The organism is Chitinophaga sp. 05T412 (assembly GCF_056396465.1).
Map to the genome: position 1 here is coordinate 422,695 of NZ_JBFTLN010000005.1, position 21,065 is coordinate 443,759.

21 protein-coding genes are annotated in these 21,065 nt (G+C 46.4%); 9 read left to right on the top strand and 12 right to left on the bottom strand.

Annotated features, from left to right (window positions below):
* Positions 1 to 180 precede the first annotated feature (180 nt).
* From AC1DFM_RS14280 to AC1DFM_RS14295, 4 genes are all read right to left on the bottom strand, one after another.
* Positions 181 to 1,305, bottom strand: a complete 1,125-nt coding sequence (locus tag AC1DFM_RS14280; protein ID WP_477077407.1) for an efflux RND transporter periplasmic adaptor subunit — start codon at positions 1,303 to 1,305, stop codon at positions 181 to 183.
* A gap of 48 nt (positions 1,306 to 1,353) precedes the next feature.
* Positions 1,354 to 4,596 (bottom strand): efflux RND transporter permease subunit, encoded by a 3,243-nt coding sequence (locus tag AC1DFM_RS14285; protein ID WP_477077408.1) that lies wholly within the window; start codon positions 4,594 to 4,596, stop codon positions 1,354 to 1,356.
* A 52-nt stretch (positions 4,597 to 4,648) separates the two neighbouring features.
* The gene (locus AC1DFM_RS14290) at positions 4,649 to 6,064 is read right to left on the bottom strand and encodes a TolC family protein (protein WP_477077409.1); all 1,416 of its coding nucleotides are present in this window, start codon (positions 6,062 to 6,064) and stop codon (positions 4,649 to 4,651) included.
* A 112-nt stretch (positions 6,065 to 6,176) separates the two neighbouring features.
* Positions 6,177 to 7,040: a helix-turn-helix domain-containing protein gene (locus tag AC1DFM_RS14295; protein WP_477077410.1), complete on the bottom strand. Its 864-nt coding sequence runs from the start codon at positions 7,038 to 7,040 to the stop codon at positions 6,177 to 6,179.
* 164 nt (positions 7,041 to 7,204) lie between these two features.
* Between AC1DFM_RS14295 and ispG the strand changes: the two genes are divergently transcribed.
* The 6 genes from ispG (at position 7,205) to AC1DFM_RS14325 (ending at position 13,182) form a co-directional block, all read left to right on the top strand.
* The gene (gene ispG / locus AC1DFM_RS14300; protein WP_477077411.1) at positions 7,205 to 9,169 is read left to right on the top strand and encodes a (E)-4-hydroxy-3-methylbut-2-enyl-diphosphate synthase; all 1,965 of its coding nucleotides are present in this window, start codon (positions 7,205 to 7,207) and stop codon (positions 9,167 to 9,169) included.
* An 81-nt stretch (positions 9,170 to 9,250) separates the two neighbouring features.
* Entirely contained in the window at positions 9,251 to 9,619 is a 369-nt protein-coding gene (locus AC1DFM_RS14305; protein WP_477077412.1) for a hypothetical protein, read from the top strand.
* 371 nt (positions 9,620 to 9,990) lie between these two features.
* Positions 9,991 to 10,896: a c-type cytochrome gene (locus AC1DFM_RS14310; RefSeq protein ID WP_477077413.1), complete on the top strand. Its 906-nt coding sequence runs from the start codon at positions 9,991 to 9,993 to the stop codon at positions 10,894 to 10,896.
* Positions 10,897 to 10,917: 21 nt separating this feature from the next.
* Positions 10,918 to 11,337, top strand: a complete 420-nt coding sequence (locus AC1DFM_RS14315; RefSeq protein ID WP_477077414.1) for a DsrE family protein — start codon at positions 10,918 to 10,920, stop codon at positions 11,335 to 11,337.
* 11 nt (positions 11,338 to 11,348) lie between these two features.
* Complete coding sequence (locus AC1DFM_RS14320; RefSeq protein ID WP_477077415.1) at positions 11,349 to 12,266, top strand: molybdate ABC transporter substrate-binding protein; 918 nt, start codon at positions 11,349 to 11,351, stop codon at positions 12,264 to 12,266.
* A gap of 22 nt (positions 12,267 to 12,288) precedes the next feature.
* Positions 12,289 to 13,182: a LysR substrate-binding domain-containing protein gene (locus tag AC1DFM_RS14325; protein ID WP_477077416.1), complete on the top strand. Its 894-nt coding sequence runs from the start codon at positions 12,289 to 12,291 to the stop codon at positions 13,180 to 13,182.
* Between the two features lie 16 nt (positions 13,183 to 13,198).
* Here the strand turns inward: AC1DFM_RS14325 and AC1DFM_RS14330 are convergent, their stop codons facing one another.
* The 7 genes from AC1DFM_RS14330 to AC1DFM_RS14360 all read right to left on the bottom strand — a co-directional run bounded on the left by AC1DFM_RS14330 (position 13,199) and on the right by AC1DFM_RS14360 (position 17,483).
* Complete coding sequence (locus AC1DFM_RS14330; RefSeq protein WP_477077417.1) at positions 13,199 to 13,705, bottom strand: GNAT family N-acetyltransferase; 507 nt, start codon at positions 13,703 to 13,705, stop codon at positions 13,199 to 13,201.
* Positions 13,706 to 13,737: 32 nt separating this feature from the next.
* Positions 13,738 to 14,490, bottom strand: a complete 753-nt coding sequence (locus AC1DFM_RS14335) for a metal-dependent hydrolase (RefSeq protein ID WP_477077418.1) — start codon at positions 14,488 to 14,490, stop codon at positions 13,738 to 13,740.
* 167 nt (positions 14,491 to 14,657) lie between these two features.
* A complete protein-coding gene (locus AC1DFM_RS14340; RefSeq protein WP_477077419.1) occupies positions 14,658 to 15,149 on the bottom strand; it encodes a hypothetical protein in 492 nt (163 codons plus the stop codon).
* Between the two features lie 127 nt (positions 15,150 to 15,276).
* On the bottom strand, positions 15,277 to 15,765 hold the full coding sequence (locus tag AC1DFM_RS14345; protein ID WP_477077420.1) for a hypothetical protein: 489 nt from the start codon (positions 15,763 to 15,765) through the stop codon (positions 15,277 to 15,279).
* A 132-nt stretch (positions 15,766 to 15,897) separates the two neighbouring features.
* On the bottom strand, positions 15,898 to 16,368 hold the full coding sequence (locus AC1DFM_RS14350) for a hypothetical protein (protein ID WP_477077421.1): 471 nt from the start codon (positions 16,366 to 16,368) through the stop codon (positions 15,898 to 15,900).
* Complete coding sequence (locus tag AC1DFM_RS14355) at positions 16,359 to 16,859, bottom strand: RNA polymerase sigma factor (RefSeq protein WP_477077422.1); 501 nt, start codon at positions 16,857 to 16,859, stop codon at positions 16,359 to 16,361. Before AC1DFM_RS14355 ends, AC1DFM_RS14350 begins: the two co-directional genes overlap by 10 nt.
* 105 nt (positions 16,860 to 16,964) lie before the next feature.
* Positions 16,965 to 17,483 carry a GNAT family N-acetyltransferase gene (locus AC1DFM_RS14360; protein ID WP_477077423.1) on the bottom strand — a complete coding sequence of 173 codons (519 nt, stop codon included), beginning with the start codon at positions 17,481 to 17,483 and terminating at the stop codon, positions 16,965 to 16,967.
* Positions 17,484 to 17,624: 141 nt separating this feature from the next.
* Here AC1DFM_RS14360 and AC1DFM_RS14365 point away from each other — a divergent pair, with 141 nt between their 5' ends.
* From AC1DFM_RS14365 to AC1DFM_RS14375, 3 genes are read left to right on the top strand one after another with little or no spacing between them, the layout of a single operon-like run.
* Positions 17,625 to 18,896, top strand: a complete 1,272-nt coding sequence (locus tag AC1DFM_RS14365) for an acetyl-CoA hydrolase/transferase family protein (protein ID WP_477077424.1) — start codon at positions 17,625 to 17,627, stop codon at positions 18,894 to 18,896.
* Positions 18,897 to 18,922: 26 nt separating this feature from the next.
* On the top strand, positions 18,923 to 19,930 hold the full coding sequence (locus AC1DFM_RS14370) for a lipid A-modifier LpxR family protein (protein WP_477077425.1): 1,008 nt from the start codon (positions 18,923 to 18,925) through the stop codon (positions 19,928 to 19,930).
* Positions 19,931 to 19,956: 26 nt separating this feature from the next.
* A complete protein-coding gene (locus tag AC1DFM_RS14375; RefSeq protein WP_477077426.1) occupies positions 19,957 to 20,499 on the top strand; it encodes a hypothetical protein in 543 nt (180 codons plus the stop codon).
* On the opposite strand, the gene AC1DFM_RS14380 is transcribed toward AC1DFM_RS14375, so the two are convergent.
* Positions 20,483 to 20,962 carry an SRPBCC family protein gene (locus tag AC1DFM_RS14380; RefSeq protein ID WP_477077427.1) on the bottom strand — a complete coding sequence of 160 codons (480 nt, stop codon included), beginning with the start codon at positions 20,960 to 20,962 and terminating at the stop codon, positions 20,483 to 20,485. The genes AC1DFM_RS14375 and AC1DFM_RS14380 overlap by 17 nt on opposite strands.
* Positions 20,963 to 21,065: the final 103 nt, after the last annotated feature.

The following is a 21,065-nucleotide window of genomic DNA, read 5'->3' on the forward strand; positions in this document are numbered from 1 at the left end:
CTTACGGAAGCGCTGTAATGCTCATCATTGGGAATAATTTGTTAGCTACTGCTCGTTGCTTTCACTACTGTGTACAGGCCGATTAATTGATTCTTCATCACTCGATTCATTTAACCTTTTATTGATTCCTCTGCCAGTTGATTCTTCTTCCGCAAACTATTCCCCTCTTTTAAACACACATTATTTTGTGACTGCCTGTAAAGCAGTCCCTTCTTTGATTTCATCGCTTCCATTCTGTACCAGCTGATCATTGTCCGACAAATCACCGAAAATTTCCACCTGACCGTTGGCTTCGTTACCCATCTTTACCGGTACCCATAAGGCTTTGTTATTAACGGATTTGATCACAAATACTTTTTCTGAGTTAGAGATGATCGCTGACTTAGGAACTATATACACATCTTTTTTACCCGGAATTGGCATATGTACTTCTGCATACATGCCCGGCAGCAATTTGGCGTTTTTGTTAGCCACATCCATTTCCAGTATTTCAGAGCGCAGCTTTACATCCAGGCTACCGGCCACACGATTTACTTTAGCTGTAAACGTATCACCAGGCAGGGATTTCACGGTAAAGCGAACATCGCCCGCATGGGCAGCTTCGTCGGTATATACTTCCGGTACGGCAATGGATAAACGAAGTTTCTGTTGTTCTTCCAGTCTGAATAAAGGCTTATCAGATCCTTTACCTGCCGGGCCTACATAAGTACCCGGATGCACATTACGCTGGCTGATTACCCCACTGAAAGGTGCGCGGATCACCAGGTAGCCCAGCATTTGTTGTACTTCATGGTAAGATGACCGGGCAGATAATAATTCAGCACTATCTGCACTCATTTTTTCAAAAGCCATGTCCAGGTCGTTCGGGGAAATGGTACCCGGTACTTTACTTGTTTTGAGCAAGCGATCATAAGTAGCGCGACTGGCACGGAACATGGCTTCTTTGGTATGAAGGCGCGATTGCGCTTCCAGCAATTGCGTATTCATTTCGGGCGCCTCCAGTGTAGCCAGCACCTGACCGGCCACTACCTGGCTACCCAGATCTACGTTCACACTTTTCACATAGCTATTTACTTTGGCATACAGATCCGCAAACTGGAAAGGCTTTATTTCTCCAGGCAGGCGGAGCGATCCATCCAGCGAGCTTTTCTTCAGGTGAAGAATTTTCACCTGTACACTTTGGCTTTCTGATGTGCTTTCATCATCTGCCCGGGACGTGTGGCAGGAAGCAAAAAACAATCCTATTGGTAACAACGCAGCTGTCGCGATAACCCGATACGACCGGCTGTATTTATTTATATTCATGATATTGATATGTCGTTTAGTCATTATAGTTATACACCTGAAAATTGGTTAAACACGTGCTGCGCCTGGTACATAAAACTGGCTGGTTTCGTCTTCCGGGTCCAGTGACACCGATTTCACGCTGGTTTTCTGTTGTACCCAGGAGAAGATCAATGGCAGAATAAACAGGGAGGCAAACGTACTGGCAATCAGTCCTCCGATTACCGCACGACCCAGTGGCGCTGTTTGGTCGCCCGCTTCACCCAGGCCGGAGGCCATCGGTATCATACCGGCCACCATTGCGATGGTAGTCATGAGAATAGGACGTAACCTGATGGAAGTACCTTCCAACGCAGATCTGGTAGCATCATGATTTTCCAGTCGCAACTTTTCTGCATTCGTAATCAGCAGGATGGCATTCGCCACCGATACGCCCACTGACATGATAATCCCCATATATGATTGCAGATTCAGTGTAGATCCGGTAATCAGCAACATGACCAGCGAACCGGCCAACACCGCAGGAATAGTGGATATTACCACCAGCGCCACTTTAAACGATTGGAAGTTAGCCGCCAGTAATAACAGAATTACTACAATCGCTACCGCCAATCCGGATTGTAAGCTATCCAGCGTTTCGCCCAACAGGTTCATCAACCCACGCTTTTCGACGGTGACACCACGTGGTGGCTCTCCTGCCCGCTTAATAGCCGCTGCTACTGCGGCAGACGCATTACCCAAATCTTTCTTATAAATATTTGCGCCAATAGAAACAATTCTTACCGCACCAATACGGTCATATTCACCTACCACCGTATCCACAGATAAGGTGGCCACATCTCCCAGTGATGGACGGGCTTTTCCTTTACTCACCGGAATGGCCGCCATATCATTCAGGCTACTCATTTCGTTTTCCGGTATGGCAATCTGCACGAAATAAGAAGTGGCATTGCGCTCATCCAGCCAGTTATTTTTCTCTGTAAAACGGCTGGAAGAAGTAGATGCCGTTAATGACTTAGCGATGTCTGTGACGCTTACACCCAGCTGTCCGGCCCTTTCCCTATCTATGTTAACACGGATAGCAGGGTAGTTCATCGGTTGATTAATCTGTACATCCCGCAGATAAGGAATCTTCTTCATCTCTGCCATTACCTTATTGGCAAATGGTATGCTTTCTTTCAGATTTTTACCCATTACCGCAATTTCAATCGGCGTAGCGGCGCCCTGGCTCATCACTTTATCAGTGAGGTCAATAGGCTCGAAACTCATCTTCACTTCAGGCATTTGTTCATGGATACGCTTGCGCAATTTCTCCTTGAACTCGTCCATATTTACTTTGTAATCTTCTTTGAGATTTACCTGCAGTACGGCTTCATTAGGCGTAGCCATAAACAGGTAAATGGGATTGGTAGAATAAGACGACGGATGCGTACCTACAAAGGAGGAGGTGATGTCGATGTTTTTAGCACCGACCATCTCCTTCAAAATCTCCGTTGACTTAATAAGCATGGTTTCCGTCCGTTCCAATCTGGTACCGGTAGGTTCTTTCAGGCGTAATTGGAATTGCCCGTTATTCAGTTTAGGTAAAATATCACGGCCTATAATACTAATGCTAAAGGCTACGATGGCGAGAACGCCCAGGAAATAGGCGCCTATTACCAGTTTCCGTCTTTTTAATAATGTTTCCAACCATCCGATAAACCGGAGTTTAAACCGGTCGAATCCGGAAATGGTTTTTGTATGTTTCTTTTCGTCAGCAATTTCAGTTTCTATATAGTCGGCTGTTTTGTGCACATCATCGCAGTGAACATGTGGGCGGGTGTGGTGTTGAAACTTATCTGCTTTCAGCATCCAGTTGGCGAGAATAGGCACCAGTGTTTGAGATAACAGGTAAGATGCAATCATGGAGAACCCAATTGCCAGCGACAAAGGCATGAACATGGCACGAGGCACACCGGCCATTGTAAACGACGGCGCAAATACTGCGAGGATACATAACAGGATCAGCAATTTAGGAAATGCTATTTCCTGGCAGGCATGCCATACCGCCTGGGCTTTGGGTTTGCCCATTTCCAGGTGCTGGTGAATATTTTCTATGGTTACCGTAGACTCATCTACCAGGATACCAATGGCCAGCGCCAGTCCGCTCAGCGTCATGATATTAATGGTTTGTCCGAAGAGCTTCAGTAGCATCACACCGATGATAATAGACACTGGAATGGTGATAATCACGATGTAGGCACTGCGCCTGTCGCCAAGGAACAGCAACACCATCAATGCGGTGAGCACGGCGCCTATCACCCCTTCACTAATCAAACTTTTCACGGCATTGATTACATACACGCTCTGGTCAAATACAAATTCCACTTTCACATCTTCCGGCAATAACTTCTGGATGTTGGGAAGTGCTGCTTTCAGGTTGTTCACCACGGTCCACGTAGATGCATCGGCTGTTTTGATGATGGGCAGGTAAACAGAACGTTTCCCGTTGATCACCGCGTAGCTGCTGGTGATGTCTGCAGCATCTTCCACTTTGGCCACGTCTTTTACAAACACGGTTGGGCCATCACCTATTACCAGTGGAATGTTTTCGAATTCTTTTACCGTTCGTATTACCGTGTTTGCGGGGGTGAGATAGGTGATATCACCAATACGCACGTTACCCGCGGGGGAAATCTGGTTATTATCTTTGATGGCGGCCACCACCTGATCTGCGGTGAGGTTATGGCTGCGCATTTGTTCCGGGTCCACATGGATCACGATGGTACGGGAGTTTCCGCCGAAAGGAGCCGGTGATGTTAAACCGGCCACGCGGCTGAAGGAAGGGCGTACTACGGTCATTGCTAAATCCTGTAGTTCGTTGTTGCCACGTATAGGGCTGCTCAACGCCAGCTGCCCAATAGGCAATGTACTGGCGTCAAAGCGAATGATAAAAGGCGGTTGCGTACCGGCCGGCATCGCGGAAAATGCGCGATTGGCCATGGCTGTCACTTCCGCCGCTGCCTGCGCCATGTTGGTCCCTTCATAAAAAGAGATCTTGATCATGGTGAGGCCCTGAATATTCTTGGCTTCAATATCCTTTACGCCTGTTACGTAGAGGAACAGCGCCTGATAGTTAGTAGCAATAAAACCTTCCATCTGCTGAGGGGACATACCTCCATAGGGTTGAGATACGTATATGGCCGGCAGATTGAGGTCTGGAAAGATATCTATTTTAATATCCCGCGTAGCTTTGATACCAAAAAACAAGAGGCCCATCACTACTACGATGATGGCTATTGGTTTTTGTAATGCGGTTCTAATCAGATTCATATAAGTTCGTTCAGAAAATGAAAGTTTTGATTAGCAGTTAGCTAACAGCTATCTATAATTGGCCCAGGAACAGCTGTAAATCCCCTACGGTAGCGGACTTATAAAGTATCGCCTGCCATACGCCATTGTAGGCAATATCTCTGTCTGTTTCCGCCCGGTTAATGTTGTACAGGGCTTGTGCCAGGTCAGCGATATTGGATAATCCGTTTTCGTACAGGGTACTTTTCTGGAGAAAGGCATCGCTGGCTGCTTTCAGGCCAACGGGCGCTTCCCGGTATTTCTTCACTGCATTATCTATTTGCTGTTCAGATAGTTGCAGCTGATGTTGCAGACGGCTATACGTTTGATTGTATTCATTCTTCAATCCTTCTGTAGTGTAGTGTTGACGTGCCACCTGTGAATGCGTGCGCCAAAGGTCAGTTACTGTCCAGGAAAGATTCAATCCTACGAGATAGTTGCCTACCTGTGGTTTTACGCCCGTCCAATATCCCTGGCTGTAATGACTAAGGTTGGCGGCGTTGTAGTCGTAATCGAAGCCAGATCCGCGGGTTTGCAGCACACCCATAAAAGACAAACGGGGCATCGCATTTTTGCTGAGTAGTTGCTGGTTCGCTTCGCTGAGTGTTACGCGGGAACCGAATAATTTCAGCAGTGGTTGTTCTTTCAGCGACACAGAATCCTTTGCGGATATGGTTTCCAACAATTGATTCGGTATTTTGGTGACGAAGGTGGTATCGAGCAGGAAGTCCTGCGCCGGCACATCCATCATTTCCGCCAGCTTGTTGCTTTGTGCGTTTTCATAATTCAGTGCATCTACCAGCGTTAATTTAGCCTTAGATACTTCTGCGTTGGCAATGGAGCTATCTACGCCGGCGGTGAGGCCATTCAGTGCCCTGGTGACAATGATGTGTTGCAGGTCCTGCGCACGTTTCAGATTGGATTCCATGGAACCTCTCAAACGTTGGGCTGCCAGCAGATTAAGATAAGCGCCGGCGATGCGTACCTGTTGTTCAAAAGTTTCCTGTTCCAGGTCGGCGCGGTTGGTATTCAACTGTTGTTTGGCAGCTAATACTTTAGCGTGTTGCCTTCCAAAAGTGACCACATCCCAGCTGATGTTGGCGAGGTATAGTCCACCGAAGGCGGCGTTCCAGTTTTGTGTGGGCAGCGCCGGACCGGCGGCGGCGGAACTCCATCCTTTGTAACCCCACTGAGGGCCATTTTCTCCATTTACAGTACCATAAGTATTTTGTGCAGAAAGATTTAAGTCGGGCAAGTACTCTCGCTTTACTGCACTGATATTTTCTGTTGCTGCTTTAGCATAGTTTTCTTTTGCCTTAATGGATTGATAATTCTTCAGTCCTGTTTGTAATGCTTCCTGCAAGGTGAGCGGGCGGGTTTGTCCCATCAAAGCCGCTGAACTGCAGCCTGCGGCCATTACCAGCAGGCAAAGCGGTTTCCAGATGTTCATATAATAATCTATAGCGTCTAAAAATTGCCGTTGATAAGGGTTGGCAAATAAGTATGCAAATATAAACCGGGGTGAGGGGCTGGTGTTAGGACAAATCAGCTATTGACTTGTACTATTTGAACATCATGTCGCGGAAGTCTTGTGGAGAGACACCCGTATTATTTTTGAAAAAACGGCTAAAGTAGGCAGGGTCCTCAAATCCAAGCTCGTAGCAGATTTCCTTGACACTTTTGTGACTAAATGCCAGGTTGCGTTTGGACTCGAGCACAATCCGGTCGTGTAATAATTCCGTCACGGTACGACCGATGGACCCCTTGGTAATTTCGTTCAATCTTTTAGGAGTGAGCGCGAAGGCGTTGGCGTAAAAACTTACCTGATGTTCGCAGTGATAATGTTGCTCCAGCAGGCGCCGAAGCTGTACTACGCGGGCATCGTGGGTGAACGGCATCATGGTTTCGGTGGCATTGCGTTTCTTTTCCCGTTCCGCCAGCAACATGAAAGCATTGAGGTAGTGTTTTACGATACCCCGGCTGCAATGTGGGGCGCAGCTTTTTTCCCTGCTCATCAGCTCTACCAGTCCATGTAATGAAGTGGTGGTGCTGTCGCTGATTCTGATGGGGCTGTAGCCGTGCCAGTTATCGAAAAGCGTGGTAAAGTCGTAGAGCGTTTCCTTATCGTGCTTGTTAGTGAAATAAAACTGCTCGGTGAATGTGAGGAAATGGCCTTCCCGCTCGCAGTCCAGCTGGTGTACCTGTCCGGGTCTGAGCAGGAAAATCATATTATCTTCCACATCATACCACACGAAATCCACCATGTGCCTGCCTTTTCCTTTGATAAACCAGAGAATCTGGAAATGATCGTGCCGGTGCGGCTGATCGGTAAGTTCATTGCGGAACGCACCCAATGGAGCTACATTAAACTGCCCTTTGAATGGCAGGTGCTGATACGGTATATCGACGCTCTTATTCAGTAACATAAGGACCTCAAATTTACGTTTTTATCCCTCCCTGTACCTGCCGTTCGTGGAATTTAATGTAGCTTTAAGCTGTAGCAAAATTTTCTGGCATATGACATGCCATATATGGCATATTTGCTGGCATGTTTACTAACTTTGCTTCCGCAGGAAAACAAAAAAAACGTATGCAACTTTATTGCGACTCTCTGACAGAATACAAGCGATTGGCCACACTGGAAGTAAAGGTGGGAAATCTTATTATCGGAAATTTTAACCCGATCCGCATTCAAACCATGACCACCACCGATACCATGGATACTGCCGCCACAGTGGCGCAGACCATCCGTTGTATTGAAGCAGGAGCAGAACTGGTACGTATTACCGCGCCCAGCAAGAAAGAAGCGGATAACCTGCTGGTGATCAAAAACGAGCTACGCAAGCAAGGCTACCAGGTTCCATTGGTAGCAGATATCCATTTTACCCCGAATGCAGCCGAAATAGCAGCGCGCATCGTTGAAAAGGTACGTGTGAACCCGGGGAACTATGTAGATAAAAAGAAATTTGAACAAATAGATTATACCGACAGCGAATACCAGGAAGAAATTGACCGCATCCGCGAACGCTTTTCCCCATTGGTAAAAATCTGTAAGGAATATGGTACTGCTATGCGCATTGGTACCAACCATGGCTCCCTGAGCGATCGTATCATGAGCCGCTATGGTGATACTCCCATGGGCATGGTGGAAAGCGCCATGGAGTTTTTGCGTATTGCCGAACACCTGGACTACCGCAATATTGTGCTGAGCATGAAAGCCAGTAACCCACAGGTGATGGTACAAGCTTACCGCTTGCTGGTGCAAACCATGCAGCAGGAACTGGGCCACTGCTACCCGCTGCACCTGGGCGTAACAGAAGCCGGCGATGGCGAAGATGGCCGTATTAAATCGGCTATCGGTATTGGTACTTTGCTGGAAGATGGTGTAGGTGATACTATTCGTGTATCACTCACAGAAGATCCTGAATTTGAACTCCCGGTATGTAAAGATATTGTGAAGCGCTATACTAACCGTGTCGACTATACGAAGATTCCGGTGATATCCACTGTTCCCTACTCCCCTTTCTCTTATCAGCGTCGGGAAACCGCGCCGGTGGAGAACATCGGAGAAAAGCATGTACCGGTGGTAGTGGCAGATTACAGTCATACAACGGCCTTGCAACCGGCCGACCTGACGGCTATCGGTTACCAATATGACGAACCCACTGATAAGTGGAACATCGGAGATGCCGCAGCAGATTATATCTACACCGGAAAACAGGTGCCTGCTTTTGGATTACCGGGTACCCTGCGGGTGGTGGTAGATGCGACGTATTGGAATAGCCTTGATAACAAACAGCTGCTGGTGCCTTATTTCACGCCAAAGGAATATCTTGAGGCATGCGCCACCGGCAAAAGAGCGCCTATCAATTTTGTACAATACAACTGTAACTACCAGGAGCAGGATGTCGAGTCACATACTGCTTTGTTAAGTGACCTGGCCCAACCGGATATCGCTGCCAACACCGTGTTAATAGCCACCGCCACTGGTAGTAATGCCATGGCTGCTATCAGGCGCCTGTTCATCACGTTGCTGGAAAATAATATCCATGTTCCTGTCATTATCCATAGTATCAGTAATCAGCCTTCGGCAGATGAACACCTGATCCATCATGCTACTGAAGCCGGGGCCTTGCTCTTAGATGGTTTCGGGGATGGCTTATGGTTACGCAATACCGTGGGAGCTCCTGCCACGCTTACATTAAACAACGTCGCTTTCGGCATCTTACAGGCTACCCGTACCCGTATTTCCAAAACAGAATATATTTCCTGTCCGTCCTGTGGCCGTACCCTGTTTGATTTACAGGAAACAACTGCGCGCATCCGGGCAGTAACCCATCACCTGAAAGGCGTGAAAATCGCCATCATGGGCTGTATCGTAAATGGACCGGGGGAAATGGCTGACGCCGACTTCGGTTATGTAGGCAGTGGCGTAGGAAAAATCACCCTTTACAGAGGTAAGGAAATCGTGAAACGTGGCCTTAACAGTGATGTTGCCGTGAATGAACTGATTAATCTGATCCGCGAAAATGGCATGTGGGTAGAGAAAAATTAATTATTAAATATTGCTTAAAAAGCCTGCTAGCGGATACATCAATGAGAAAAAATGCTTAAATTTTCATAAAACATATTTGATATGAAAAAGCTCCTCACCGGATTGTTGGCCATGTTTATGGGTTTAACCGTAGCAACGGCGCAAACACCTGCCACTGCAACCAAAGATGTAAAGGCTAAAACAGAGAAGAAAACAGCTGCTGCTGAAAAGAAAGCAGAAGCCAAAAAAGCTAACGCTGAAAAGAAAGCCGCTGTAGCAGAAAAGAAAGCGGAAGCAGCTCCAGCTACTGCCGCTTCTAAAACAAAGAAAGACGGTACTCCGGACAAACGTTTTAAAGAAAACAAAACTTCCGCAGCCGCACCAGCAGCAGGACCTACCAAGAAAGATGGCACTCCTGACATGCGCTACAAAGCCAATAACAAAAACGCAGGCAAACATAAGAAAGCATAATAAGCCTATCTTAACTGCACTAAATAACTCATTCGAAAGAGGAGGTATCATATGATACCTCCTCTTTTATGCAGATACCCCACCTGTTTATACCCTTATTTTACCGCTGATAACACGAACATTCCCATTTAAAAGCATTTTTTTCTACTTTTATCTCTACGCTTTTATTAACCAGTTGTCAATAACTTGTAGTTATCACTAATAGTTATTAGTTATTTGACTTCGCTCTGGTGGCGGGCTACATTTGTGTCGTAATCCACCAACCTGTAATTTAAATGGAACCCAACAAGATTCAACGTTATAAGCGGATCCTATCCGGATCTTTTGCTTGTTTGCTTATGTTAGTGATGCTGGTCGGTATCGAAACGTTTATGCTTTGCACACGCCACCTGACATCATCCGACAAATCAAGTGCGCCAACTGCGGTAGCCGCAACAACTGCCATGTGGAGTCCACCGGCTATCACCACTATTCCCACAGGGGAAAAGGGCAACGCCATCCTTTATGGACGGTCACTGATCAGTGAAACCGCGCGGTACCTGGGGCCTAAAGGCAGCGTACAACCCATGACGAATGGCATGAATTGCCAGAATTGCCACCTGCAGGCAGGCACAAAGCCCTTTGGCAACAACTACAGCAGCACTGCTACCTCCTACCCTAAGTTCAGGGCCAGGTCCAACAGCACAGAAACACTCAACAAACGTATCAGCGACTGTTTTGAGCGTAGCCTGAATGGCGTTGCACCAGACACCAACAGCAAAGAGATGCTGGCAATAAAGGCCTATATTGAGTGGCTGGGTAGCGAAGTACCACCGCATACCACGCCCGATGGCAACGGCATCCGCAGGCCTGATTACCTGGCCCGTGCAGCAGACCCCACAAAAGGCGCCCTGGTATATCAGCAGCAATGTCAAACCTGCCATGGAGGCAACGGCGAAGGCATAAAAGCAGCAGATGATATCACCTACACATATCCACCGCTATGGGGGCCCCATAGCTACAATGATGGTGCAGGCCTGTACCGCCTTTCTAACTTTGCCGGCTATGTGAAATACAATATGCCCTTTGGCGTAGACTATAACAACCCACTGTTAACAGACGCACAAGCTTGGGATGTAGCCGCCTTTATTAATTCACAGCCAAGGCCGCATAAAGATCAGTCCGGCGACTGGCACAACATCGGTCAAAAACCAATCGACTTCCCGTTTGGACCTTATGCCGATGGCTTATCAGAACAACAGCATAAATACGGCCCCTTTAAATCCAAACAACATTAATCGCTAAACAATAGAAGAATCATGAAGAAAGTAATCCTCCTGCTCTGCCTCTTTAGTCTCCTTGGTACACAATACGCCATGAGTCAGCGCAAAACGAAATACAAGGCCATTTATCAGCTCAACAGCGATGATGATAAAACAATCCGCAACACCCTGCGTAACATTAAAAATGCGCTGGAAGATCCCCGCCTGCAAGGCAAAGTAACCATTGAACTGGTAGCTCACGGCAGCGGTGTTACTGCGTATAAAAAGGATCATCCTTATGAGTCCTTACTACAGGAATTACAAGCCAAAGGCGTATTGCTGGTAGAATGTGAAAACACCATGCGGGAAAGAAATATCAGCAAAGAAGAATTGTTTCCCTTCATTCAATATACCCCCAGCGGTAACGGCGAATTAATTATCAAACAGGCCGAAGGCTGGTCTTACGTACACCCATAAACGAAAACATCATGAAATACTTTGCAATTGTGCTGATGGTCACCCTACTATTGGCGGGGGCGCTGCATGCCCAGGACCATCGTTTTGATCCTCCCTGGAATACGCCACCAGCAGCAGGTGTATCGTTTACGGTGCCAGGCATTGACAACGTACCTGATTTGTACGGCGACATTATTGATCCGCAACTGGTCATCTTCTTCGCCGGTAACCAGTTTATGGTTATCGACTCCCTGATCCATGATTTTAAGAAAGCGTATCCGCAGTATCAGCGGGTATTTGCGGAAACGCTGCCACCGGGCATTCTGGCGCAGCAAATCCTTACCGGTTCATTGGTACTCGGTAACCTTCGGATAGCTGTACAACCAGACATCTATACAGCGGGCAAAAGTCGCATAGACCAACTGAAGGATAGCTTCTCTGTAGTAAAAAACTATGCGGGTAATACCCTGGCCATTATGGTACACAAAGGCAATCCTAAAAAAGTAAACCGCCTCAGTGACCTGGCCCGCAAGGATGTACGGGTAAGCATGCCCAATCCCGCCTGGGAAGGCATCGGCAAGCGGATAGAAGAGGCCTATGTAAAGGCGGGAGGTACGGCATTGCAGCAGGTTATTATGAAAGAAAAGGTGACCAAAGGAGGTACCTATCTCACTAAAATACATCATCGGGAAACACCTTTACGCATCCTCTACCAACAGTCTGATGCTGGTCCTGTATGGTTTACAGAAGCCTATTATCAGCAAATGATCGGGCATCCCGTGGAGCTGATCCAGGTACCGGCCGCCGAAAACATACAGGCATCTTATTGGGCGGGTATACTAAAAAGCGCCACCCACCAGGAAGCTGCAAAGGATTTCATGAACTTCCTGCTGGGGCCGCAGGGACAAGGTATTTATAAACACTTCGGCTTTACGCCACCAGAGATGTAAGGTTATTTTGTATTTTTATTGCATGTTCGATTTCAGACTCAAGGTATTTCATACCGTCGCCAAACGCCTTAGCTTCACCAAAGCTGCAGAGGAATTATATATTTCGCAACCTGCTGTTACCAAGCATATACATGAATTAGAGCAGCAACTGGGAATGGCGATGTTTGAAAGAATCGGCAACAAAATAAAACTAACCCGCGCCGGTACACTGGTAATGCACCATGCAGAAATTATTTTCACCGATTACCGCAACCTGGAATACGACGTTAATCAGCTGAAACATATGCAGGGTGGGCTATTGCCCATAGGCGCCAGTACTACCATTGCGCAATACCTGATTCCACCTTTGCTGGCTAAATTTAACCAACGGTATCCCGATGTAAAAACGTCGCTTACCAACGGTAATACCGAGCAAATAGAACAGGCCCTGTTTGAGAAAAGCATTCAACTGGGTATCATAGAAGGCAGTTCTAAAAATCCATTGCTGAAATATGTGGAGTTTGCAAAAGATGAAATTGTACTGGTAGGCAATGTAAAACACCGCTACGGCAATGGCGAACCCTTATCGGCCGCTGATCTGAAAACCATCCCGCTGCTGATGCGGGAACATGGTTCCGGTACGCTGGAGGTGATTACAGAAGAACTGAAACGACTCAAATTAAAGATCACTGACCTGAACATCGCCATGTATATGGGTAGTACGGAAAGTATCAAATCATACCTGCACCATTCGCCCTGTGCTGCTTTTATTTCTTTGCAGGCAGTACAGCGCGAATTGGAGCTGGGAGAGTTTACCATTATACCGATAAAGAATTTTAAACTGGTGCGGAAGCTGCATTTTACCTATTTACAGGGGCTACAGGACAAGCTTTGCCAGCTCTTTATCCGTTTTGCGAAGCAAAACATGACCGAGTAACGGCCAGGCCACTACGCTAATTGTTTAGCAATTGCCAATGTAACATTTCACCGGCCGAAGCGGTTTCCTTCATCCCCAGGTGCTGTAAAACTTTCATAGAAGCCGTATTAGTGACATCACATTCTGCAATCAATTTTTTAACATGTGGTTGTTGAAAAGCCCACTCTACCAATGCGGTAGTGGCTTCGCGCATATACCCCCTACTACGGTAAGCAGGCAGCATAGCATAACCGATTTCTATCACCCCGTTTTTATCCGGGCGGCCTTTAAAGCCGGTATGTCCTATTACGGTCTTTTCTTCTTTGGATACAATAACCCATAACATCCAGGGAAATGATTTGGGGTCATGTTGCAACAACTCAATGAAGTGAGGCAACTGTTCTTTCAGCTCCTGTTGTGGCCATTCATCCGGAATGCCGGCTTGCAGTGCTTCCGGGACATGCGGATGGCGTAAATATATTTCCGTTAGCAAGGGCAAACGGCAAGGATACATCAACAAGCGTGCAGTACTAAGGGGTAACATAAATCGGAATTTGACGTCATCTATAATCTTTGCTACCGATATCGTGATTTAATGATGCCGGTATCTAATATCTCTCCTGGTTTCAACACGTGGATATCCAGCTTGCTGACGTCTTCTGTCAGCGCTGCTAATTTTTCCGGGGTGCCGGTGAGCGTAGTCATCGTCCCATAATGACAGGGAATTACATGTTTTACTTTCAACAAGCGAATCGCAAAAGCTGCTTCCAGTGGCCCCATGGTAAAGCGGTCACCAATAGGCAGAATAGCGATGTCTGGTTCGTAAATTTCTCCGATCAGCTCCATATCCGCAAATACGGAGGTATCGCCGGAATAGTATACGGACACGTCATCGCTGGTCCATATAATAAAACCATTGGTGGCATGTGGATATCCAATTTTCCCATCTGGCAAATTGATATGTGCAAAGTGGAATGCATTGGTCATGGTTATTTTTGCATCCAGGATACCAATGGTGCCACCAGCATTCATTCTTTCAAATACATGATCCGGTACGCCCTGCTCCTGCAGGTAAAACCGCACAATTGGGTTGGCAATCACTTTAGGGGACCTGGTGCGTATAATATCCACCATCTTACTATCCAGGTGGTCACTATGTCCATGTGTAAGCAATATCAGGTCTATTTTCTCCGGCACTTGCAAATCGGCCGGAAGAAATGGATTATTGGTATACCAGGGGTCCAACAGGATAACATGTCCTTCCGGTGTAGTGATCTGAAAACTGGCGTGCGCCAGGAACTGAATCTGGGAATGGGAATGCGCGCTCATAGTATATGATTAACTATCTAAATATACTATTTTATTGGAGCAGAAAGCATAAAGCCGAAAGCAAAAAGCTATTGAAGCGATTGATAAGAGCGGATAAGTAACTTAAATACTTGCTCTTGTCAATCGCTTCAATAGCTTTTTGCTTTCGGCTTTATGCTTTCTGCTTATTATTTACGCTGCAAAGTATAGATAATTGCTGCGTTCTTATTTTCGAAGTTTATGTTAGCTCTCCAGGTCATGGTGCTACCGGCGCCTACTACATCTACTCTGTAGCCTGTAGTTACATTTTTAGCTTTATCGCCGCTGTACAATTTTTTGAAGCCCAGTTGGGTCACACCATTAGCTTTAGTGAGGGTCCATGCAATATTCTGGGTTACTGCGTTGCAACCATTTTCTGTTGAAGAAATGGTGTAGGAAGCACCTGCCCAGTTATCCGGGAATATCCACTGGCTGCCAATGAAGCATTTTGCACTGGCTTCATCGAATACGGTTACTTTAGCGTTATCGGGAATGCCTTCGTATTTAATATCGGTTAAAACCCAGTTACCTTTTACGGCGGCTTTATTAACGTCTGTTGTAACACCTTGTTTCGGGGAGCAGGAAGTTGCAAAAACGGCTACAATCGCCATCAATAATGCTGCTAATGAAAATTTTCTCATGGGAAATTAGTTTGTGTGTTTAAATGCCATAGTATTCAACACGCGGTTATCAAATAAGGTTTTATAACAGCAAGAATACTGCGGCAAGTTCAGCATTTACAAGAAACGTACCAAATGAAAATAGTATTTAATGAGTAACGGGGGCAAGTGTTTGAGCTGCCTGGGGGATAGTCAGCTTCATGAGTACATTTTCCAGTTGTTCGGTGCGACGGAAGAAATACCAGGTGCTGGCTGCCAGGGCCATCGTTAATACCACCACGGCAATAAAAGCACAGCGCCACCATATGCTCACCGTGATGTTTCTATTCCAGAAGGGTTCCAGGCGTATATAGGTAGGACCCGGATTCGTACGCTCATTATAGTTACCCCAGTTCCGGTGTTGCTTCCCTTTATCTTCTTTAATGCGTTGTAATACATTATCTCTTAGCAACAATGGCGGCATTACTGCCTCCTCGAGGAGTTTACTTTCGAACCGTAATTCAGCGGCAGTTACTTCCACTTCCAGCAGTGGGTAAATTTCCCGTAAGCGGAATAATTCTTCTTCCTGTTCAGGTGAAGTGAGGCCGAGCAGGTAACGCTCGATGATGCCACTTTCGATATAATCACTGATGTTCAAAATATTCCTTTACAAAAACCGGCAGATACAAAATATAAGTAATAAATGCCATATCAATAGATACGTCAAATGAGGAATGCACGGATTCAAATTGAGAAAATATTTTTCAATAACGCATTTCAGCTGGAAAAATTACACCTGATAGGGGGATGTTTGTTCCTGTTTAACTGGTTGATGGAGATTAAAGCTGTGCTGTTCCTGCGACATACGGTATTTGAGATAATAAAAAATGGCCAGGAAGAGGAATATTTTAGACATGATGAAGAAGATAATAAAGAATATCTTCCACCAGCGGTGAACCGTGATATGGTCACCGTCTTTCGGTTGAATGTTAATAAAGGTATAGTTGGAAGCGGCGTCCGCATAGGCATGTCCTTGTTCCCAGCGGATTTTTTGCAATACGCGGTCGCGTATTTCCACGGGAGGCATAGCTGGCTCGTCGAACGCGGCTCTTTCGAGACGACGTTCCACAAATTCCACTTCGGTATCCAATTCCGGATACAGTCGTCTCATGTGCTGCAGCTCTTCTACTTCTGCTTCAGAAGCAAGGCCGAGTACGAAGGACTCGATAATACCACTTTCTATGTAGAATTTTAGTTCCACGGATCTTTTAGGAATTGTCTGAAAGATTTCATTGCATCTCCCAGGATGTCATTTATTTGCGTTTCCGGCAATGCCAGCAAACGTGCTATCGTTGTGATTGATAATCCTTTAAAATAACTAAGCCGGAATACTTGTTGTTGGTCGACCGGCAGCATTAAGGAAAAACGTTGTAATACGCCCTCTTCTAATTTCATGAGCCCTGTCCCGGTTAATGCGGTTTCCGGGAGTGCTTCTTTAATGGCTAATTCTCTGGTTTTACGCATTAGCCATGCAAATAAGGTTTTGTAGCCGGATGTATGGAATGTTCCAATGTTTTGAAAAACCCAGGTAAATACTCTTACCATTACATCATCCGCTCTTTCTTTTACTGGTACTAACTGCAATACTATTGCATAAAGCGCTCCCGCGTAGCGGTCGTACAACAATTCTTTTGCCGCAGGATCCCCTATCACTAAACGCTCAATGAGCACTTGTTCACTTATATGTGCCAAATCACGCCGCAAAGAAGTTGTGTACCAGGTTTTAAGAATGCTAAAATAACAAATAAAAACATGTATACGTCATAACAGCTAATATGAATTTATCAACATATAAAACTAAAATGGACAACTTTTTGGCAAATCCAGCCGGTACAGCCAGTATTGCTGTCCCAGCCTGGTTTCCAGCTCACGAACAATGGAAAACCCCAGAGAGCTGTACAAATGCCGGGCATCCGGCATAATGGTACTTGTATGCAGCCCCAGGATCTTCTCCCCGTTGGTGGTGGCCTGGTCAATACACATTTGGGTTAACTGCCGTGCTATTCCTTTCCCCCTGTAAGCAGGATGTACACCCAATAGGCGGATATGCGCCCAATCAGCCGGATATGGGGGCCTTTCTTCACCGGAATGCACCAGGAATATCACACCCGCCAATTCCTCACCGGCATCACATACAAATGTAGTGGCTGTATTCATCAACGCTTCAAATGCGGGTAAATTGCTTAAGTTCTGCTTCATTTTTTCCCAATGCTCCGGCGCCAGCATGGTTTCAAACTGTCCGTAACTCAGTAAAGATACTTCCCGGATAGCCGCTAAATCTGCGGCCTCCGCCAGCCTGTAATTCAGTGTATACATCACCGTTATTTTACTTTTGAGGTCCAACAATTTCTAACCATTGTTTGTTGACAATAGGCAGATAACGAAGATAAATTTACAACATGACTTTGCTCATAGTTAGTTTTTCTACTGCACGATAATTTTGAGAAAAATACCAACATGTCTTACACATCAATAGAAGCAGCCGTATCATTAATCCAGTCCGGCCAAACCGTATTCATACATACCGCCGCCGCTACACCGAAAGAGTTGGTACGCGCCATGAGCGCCCGCAGCCATGAACTAAAACAGGTACGCGTTGTCAGCATTCATACCGAATGGGAGGCTCCCTACGCCGAGCCAGAACATGCCCACGCTTTCCAGATAGACGCTTTCTTTGTTGGCAAAAATATCCGGAATGCGGTGAATGAAGGAAGAGCCAACTACGTCCCTATGTTTCTCAGTGAAATACCCCGCTATTTCCGCACCAGCGAACAGCCCATCGATGTAGCACTGATTTCTGTATCTCCTCCGGATAAAAACGGCTACTGCACATTGGGCGTATCCTGTGATATCAGTAAAGCGGCCGTAGATGTAGCCAAGATTATTATTGCAGAAGTAAATCCACGAATGCCAAGAGTATTGGGCGACGGCGTTATTCATATTTCCCGTATCACCGCTGCCGTGGAGGTGAACTACCCCATTTATGCCCAGCAAATTAATCCGCCCTGCCATATTGAATTATCCATAGGCCGCCATGTGGCGTCGTTGATAGATGACCGCGCCACGCTGCAAATGGGTATCGGTGGTATTCCTAACGCGGTATTACAGTGCTTGTCTAATCATAAAGACCTGGGCATCCACACGGAAATGTTTTCCGACGGCATCATCGACCTGGTGGAACGGGGCGTTATTACGGGCAAATACAAAGCCGTACACCCCGGATTGCTCATTTCCAGCTTTGCTATCGGCAGCCAACGGCTATACGATTTTATGGATACCAACCTGATCATGCGGCTAATGGATGTGGAATATGTGAATAACCCCACCACCATCCGGAAAAACCCCAAAGTGACTGCTATCAACAGTGCGATCGAAATAGATATCTTCGGGCAGGTATGTGCAGACTCCATTGGATTCAGACAATACAGCGGTGTAGGCGGGCAAATGGACTTTATGCGGGGAGCTGCGCTTTCGCAGGATGGGAAGCCGATTATAGCCATACCATCTGCTACCGGCAAAGGGATTTCCCGTATTGTATCCAGGCTGCAACCCGGCGCCAGCGTGGTTACTACCAGGGCGCATGTGCATTATGTGGTTACAGAATATGGTATTGCCCATCTGCTGGGGAAAAACCTTAAGCAGCGTGCACAGGCCCTGATCAACATTGCGCACCCGGATCACCGCGAACAATTAGAAAAAGATGCTTTTGAAATATTCAAAGTCTTCTGATTCCGGCATGCTTAAATAGTTGCTGCATGAAGAAATTATTACTCTTTATACTCCTTTGTGCCGCTACAGTCGTAGCATCCGGGCAAATTACCCAGGATGCTACCAAACAATTAAGGATATACGAAGATGATGACTTCTTCAATGTGTGGGGACGGGGTACTGATCGTGGTTATAGTAATGGCTCTCAGGTAGGTTATCTCTACATGAAAAAAAAGCCATCGGTTTTCCTGGATAAATGGATACTTCCCACAGCCGGTGCTAATGCCATCAATGTGTTTGAATGGGATTTGATGCAGGTGATGATCACGCCTAACCAGATTGCCGACAGCAGCTTCATTCCGTCCGACTTTTACTATGCCGGTGCACTGTTTGCCACACATGGCCTTACCTCGTATAGCCCGGAAAAGAAATACAGCTTTCGTTCAGAACTGGTATTTGGCGTGTTGGGCCCCTGGGCACTGGCCAAAGAATCACAGACCTTCTTCCATCATTTAATTGGGTATCAACCACCCCGGGGCTGGGAATACCAGGTACCCAATGCGCCGCTGCTTAACTACAATTTCACCTATGAAGCCATGCTGTGGAATCCCATAAAAAGCCTGGAAATATTAGGTAGCGTTGACGGAAAAATAGGCACTATGGCTACCGCTTTCAGCGCCTTATCTTATATCCGTTATGGTCTTTTTAATCCTTACTTCGGTAATCGAGACCTGGCTGTCGCCTCTGCCAGAAGGTTTCAGCTATATCTGATGGCACGACCGCAATTTACCTTCACTGCCTATAATGCATTGCTGCAAGGCGGCATATTTAAGTCGACAGACACTAACTTTGAGCAGCTGCAAGGTGGCCAGCAAACGCATATGCGGCGCTGGTCCATTGGCATGGATTATGGTATCGGTATTGTAATTAATCGAATGAGTCTTCTCTATACGCAGAAAACACGTACAGAGTGGATGAGCGGCACTGGCAAACATTCGGTGGGTAACATCACCCTGTTGATTCCTATCTCCCGCAAAACTATTATTGACAAATAGCGTTATTTACCCAAAAAAATACTCCCATGCACATCAAATTATTTGTACTTTCTATTTGCACCCTGGCGGTTGTTTCCTGTGTGAACAACGGAAAAAAAACAGACACCGACTCTACGGACAATGACAACGATACCACGTTGGATGTACAGGCTTCGGCAGAAAGTCAGCTGGAGGTGAAACCGTTGTCTGGTTACTTTGTGAAAAACACCATTGCAGTAAAGGATAGTCTTACGTTCTGGGTTATCGATAATCAGGCATCTTTTGATAGCTTATTTGGGGTGGCTAAAACCATGAATAATACCATTGACCGACCCGACTTCGGCACCCAGGTAGTAGTAGCTGCAACTATGCCGCCTACCTATTATGGTACTCAAATACAGTTGGCTGCCGCCACTTCGGACAATACCAACAACAACGCGTCCCTGCACTTTGTAGCGGTGAGCAACCCGGATAAGGGCTCCTCTTCTATTATGCCTTTGTGGCTTGGCGCAGTTCCGAAAACAGGTAAAAGCACTTTTAAGTTATTTACGGGAGATCATTTAACCAGCACTATTACGGAGCAACAGTAGGCTGCCCAAAGATTTTTTCAATTACCTGGTGCCTGTAGGCAAACAGATCATCCAGCTGTTTTTTTACAAACAGCCAGTGAGCAAGCTTTCCCAGCCAGCCGAAAGGAAGTTTGTAATGCACGATATCTGTCATTTGTACGCCACCGGGTACTGGTTGAAAATGATGTTCATGATGCCACAGGCGGTAGGGCCCTACCCGTTGTTCATCTACAAAATAATCAAGATAGGCTACATGGGTAATTTCTGTCATCCACTCCAGCGGGATACCCGCTATGGGCGCCACTGTATAAGTAATCACCTGTCCGGGATACACCTGGCCGGTATGCGGAGCGGAGGTTTCCCGAAAGCGCATGTTAGCCGGCGTAATATGAGACAGGTTAGCGGGAGATGAAAAATAATTCCACACGTCCTCCGGGGAAGCGGGGATGATCTGTGTATGCCGCAATGAATAAATACTGGCCATGGAAAAAGGTTAAAGCAAAAAGCAGAAAGCTACCAAAGCGAAGATACAAGCGGATAAATTATAAATAACGGAAATGCTCCTATCTTCGCTTTGGTAGCTTTCT

Coding starts and splice junctions, on each gene's coding strand:
- AC1DFM_RS14280 (WP_477077407.1), bottom strand. CDS start 1,305: ATGAATATAAATAAATACAGCCGGTCGTATCGGGTTATCGCGACAGCT.
- AC1DFM_RS14285 (WP_477077408.1), bottom strand. CDS start 4,596: ATGAATCTGATTAGAACCGCATTACAAAAACCAATAGCCATCATCGTA.
- AC1DFM_RS14290 (WP_477077409.1), bottom strand. CDS start 6,064: ATGAACATCTGGAAACCGCTTTGCCTGCTGGTAATGGCCGCAGGCTGC.
- AC1DFM_RS14295 (WP_477077410.1), bottom strand. CDS start 7,040: ATGTTACTGAATAAGAGCGTCGATATACCGTATCAGCACCTGCCATTC.
- ispG (WP_477077411.1), top strand. CDS start 7,205: ATGCAACTTTATTGCGACTCTCTGACAGAATACAAGCGATTGGCCACA.
- AC1DFM_RS14305 (WP_477077412.1), top strand. CDS start 9,251: ATGAAAAAGCTCCTCACCGGATTGTTGGCCATGTTTATGGGTTTAACC.
- AC1DFM_RS14310 (WP_477077413.1), top strand. CDS start 9,991: ATGCTTTGCACACGCCACCTGACATCATCCGACAAATCAAGTGCGCCA.
- AC1DFM_RS14315 (WP_477077414.1), top strand. CDS start 10,918: ATGAAGAAAGTAATCCTCCTGCTCTGCCTCTTTAGTCTCCTTGGTACA.
- AC1DFM_RS14320 (WP_477077415.1), top strand. CDS start 11,349: ATGAAATACTTTGCAATTGTGCTGATGGTCACCCTACTATTGGCGGGG.
- AC1DFM_RS14325 (WP_477077416.1), top strand. CDS start 12,289: ATGTTCGATTTCAGACTCAAGGTATTTCATACCGTCGCCAAACGCCTT.
- AC1DFM_RS14330 (WP_477077417.1), bottom strand. CDS start 13,705: ATGTTACCCCTTAGTACTGCACGCTTGTTGATGTATCCTTGCCGTTTG.
- AC1DFM_RS14335 (WP_477077418.1), bottom strand. CDS start 14,490: ATGAGCGCGCATTCCCATTCCCAGATTCAGTTCCTGGCGCACGCCAGT.
- AC1DFM_RS14340 (WP_477077419.1), bottom strand. CDS start 15,149: ATGAGAAAATTTTCATTAGCAGCATTATTGATGGCGATTGTAGCCGTT.
- AC1DFM_RS14360 (WP_477077423.1), bottom strand. CDS start 17,483: ATGTATACACTGAATTACAGGCTGGCGGAGGCCGCAGATTTAGCGGCT.
- AC1DFM_RS14365 (WP_477077424.1), top strand. CDS start 17,625: ATGTCTTACACATCAATAGAAGCAGCCGTATCATTAATCCAGTCCGGC.
- AC1DFM_RS14370 (WP_477077425.1), top strand. CDS start 18,923: ATGAAGAAATTATTACTCTTTATACTCCTTTGTGCCGCTACAGTCGTA.
- AC1DFM_RS14375 (WP_477077426.1), top strand. CDS start 19,957: ATGCACATCAAATTATTTGTACTTTCTATTTGCACCCTGGCGGTTGTT.
- AC1DFM_RS14380 (WP_477077427.1), bottom strand. CDS start 20,962: ATGGCCAGTATTTATTCATTGCGGCATACACAGATCATCCCCGCTTCC.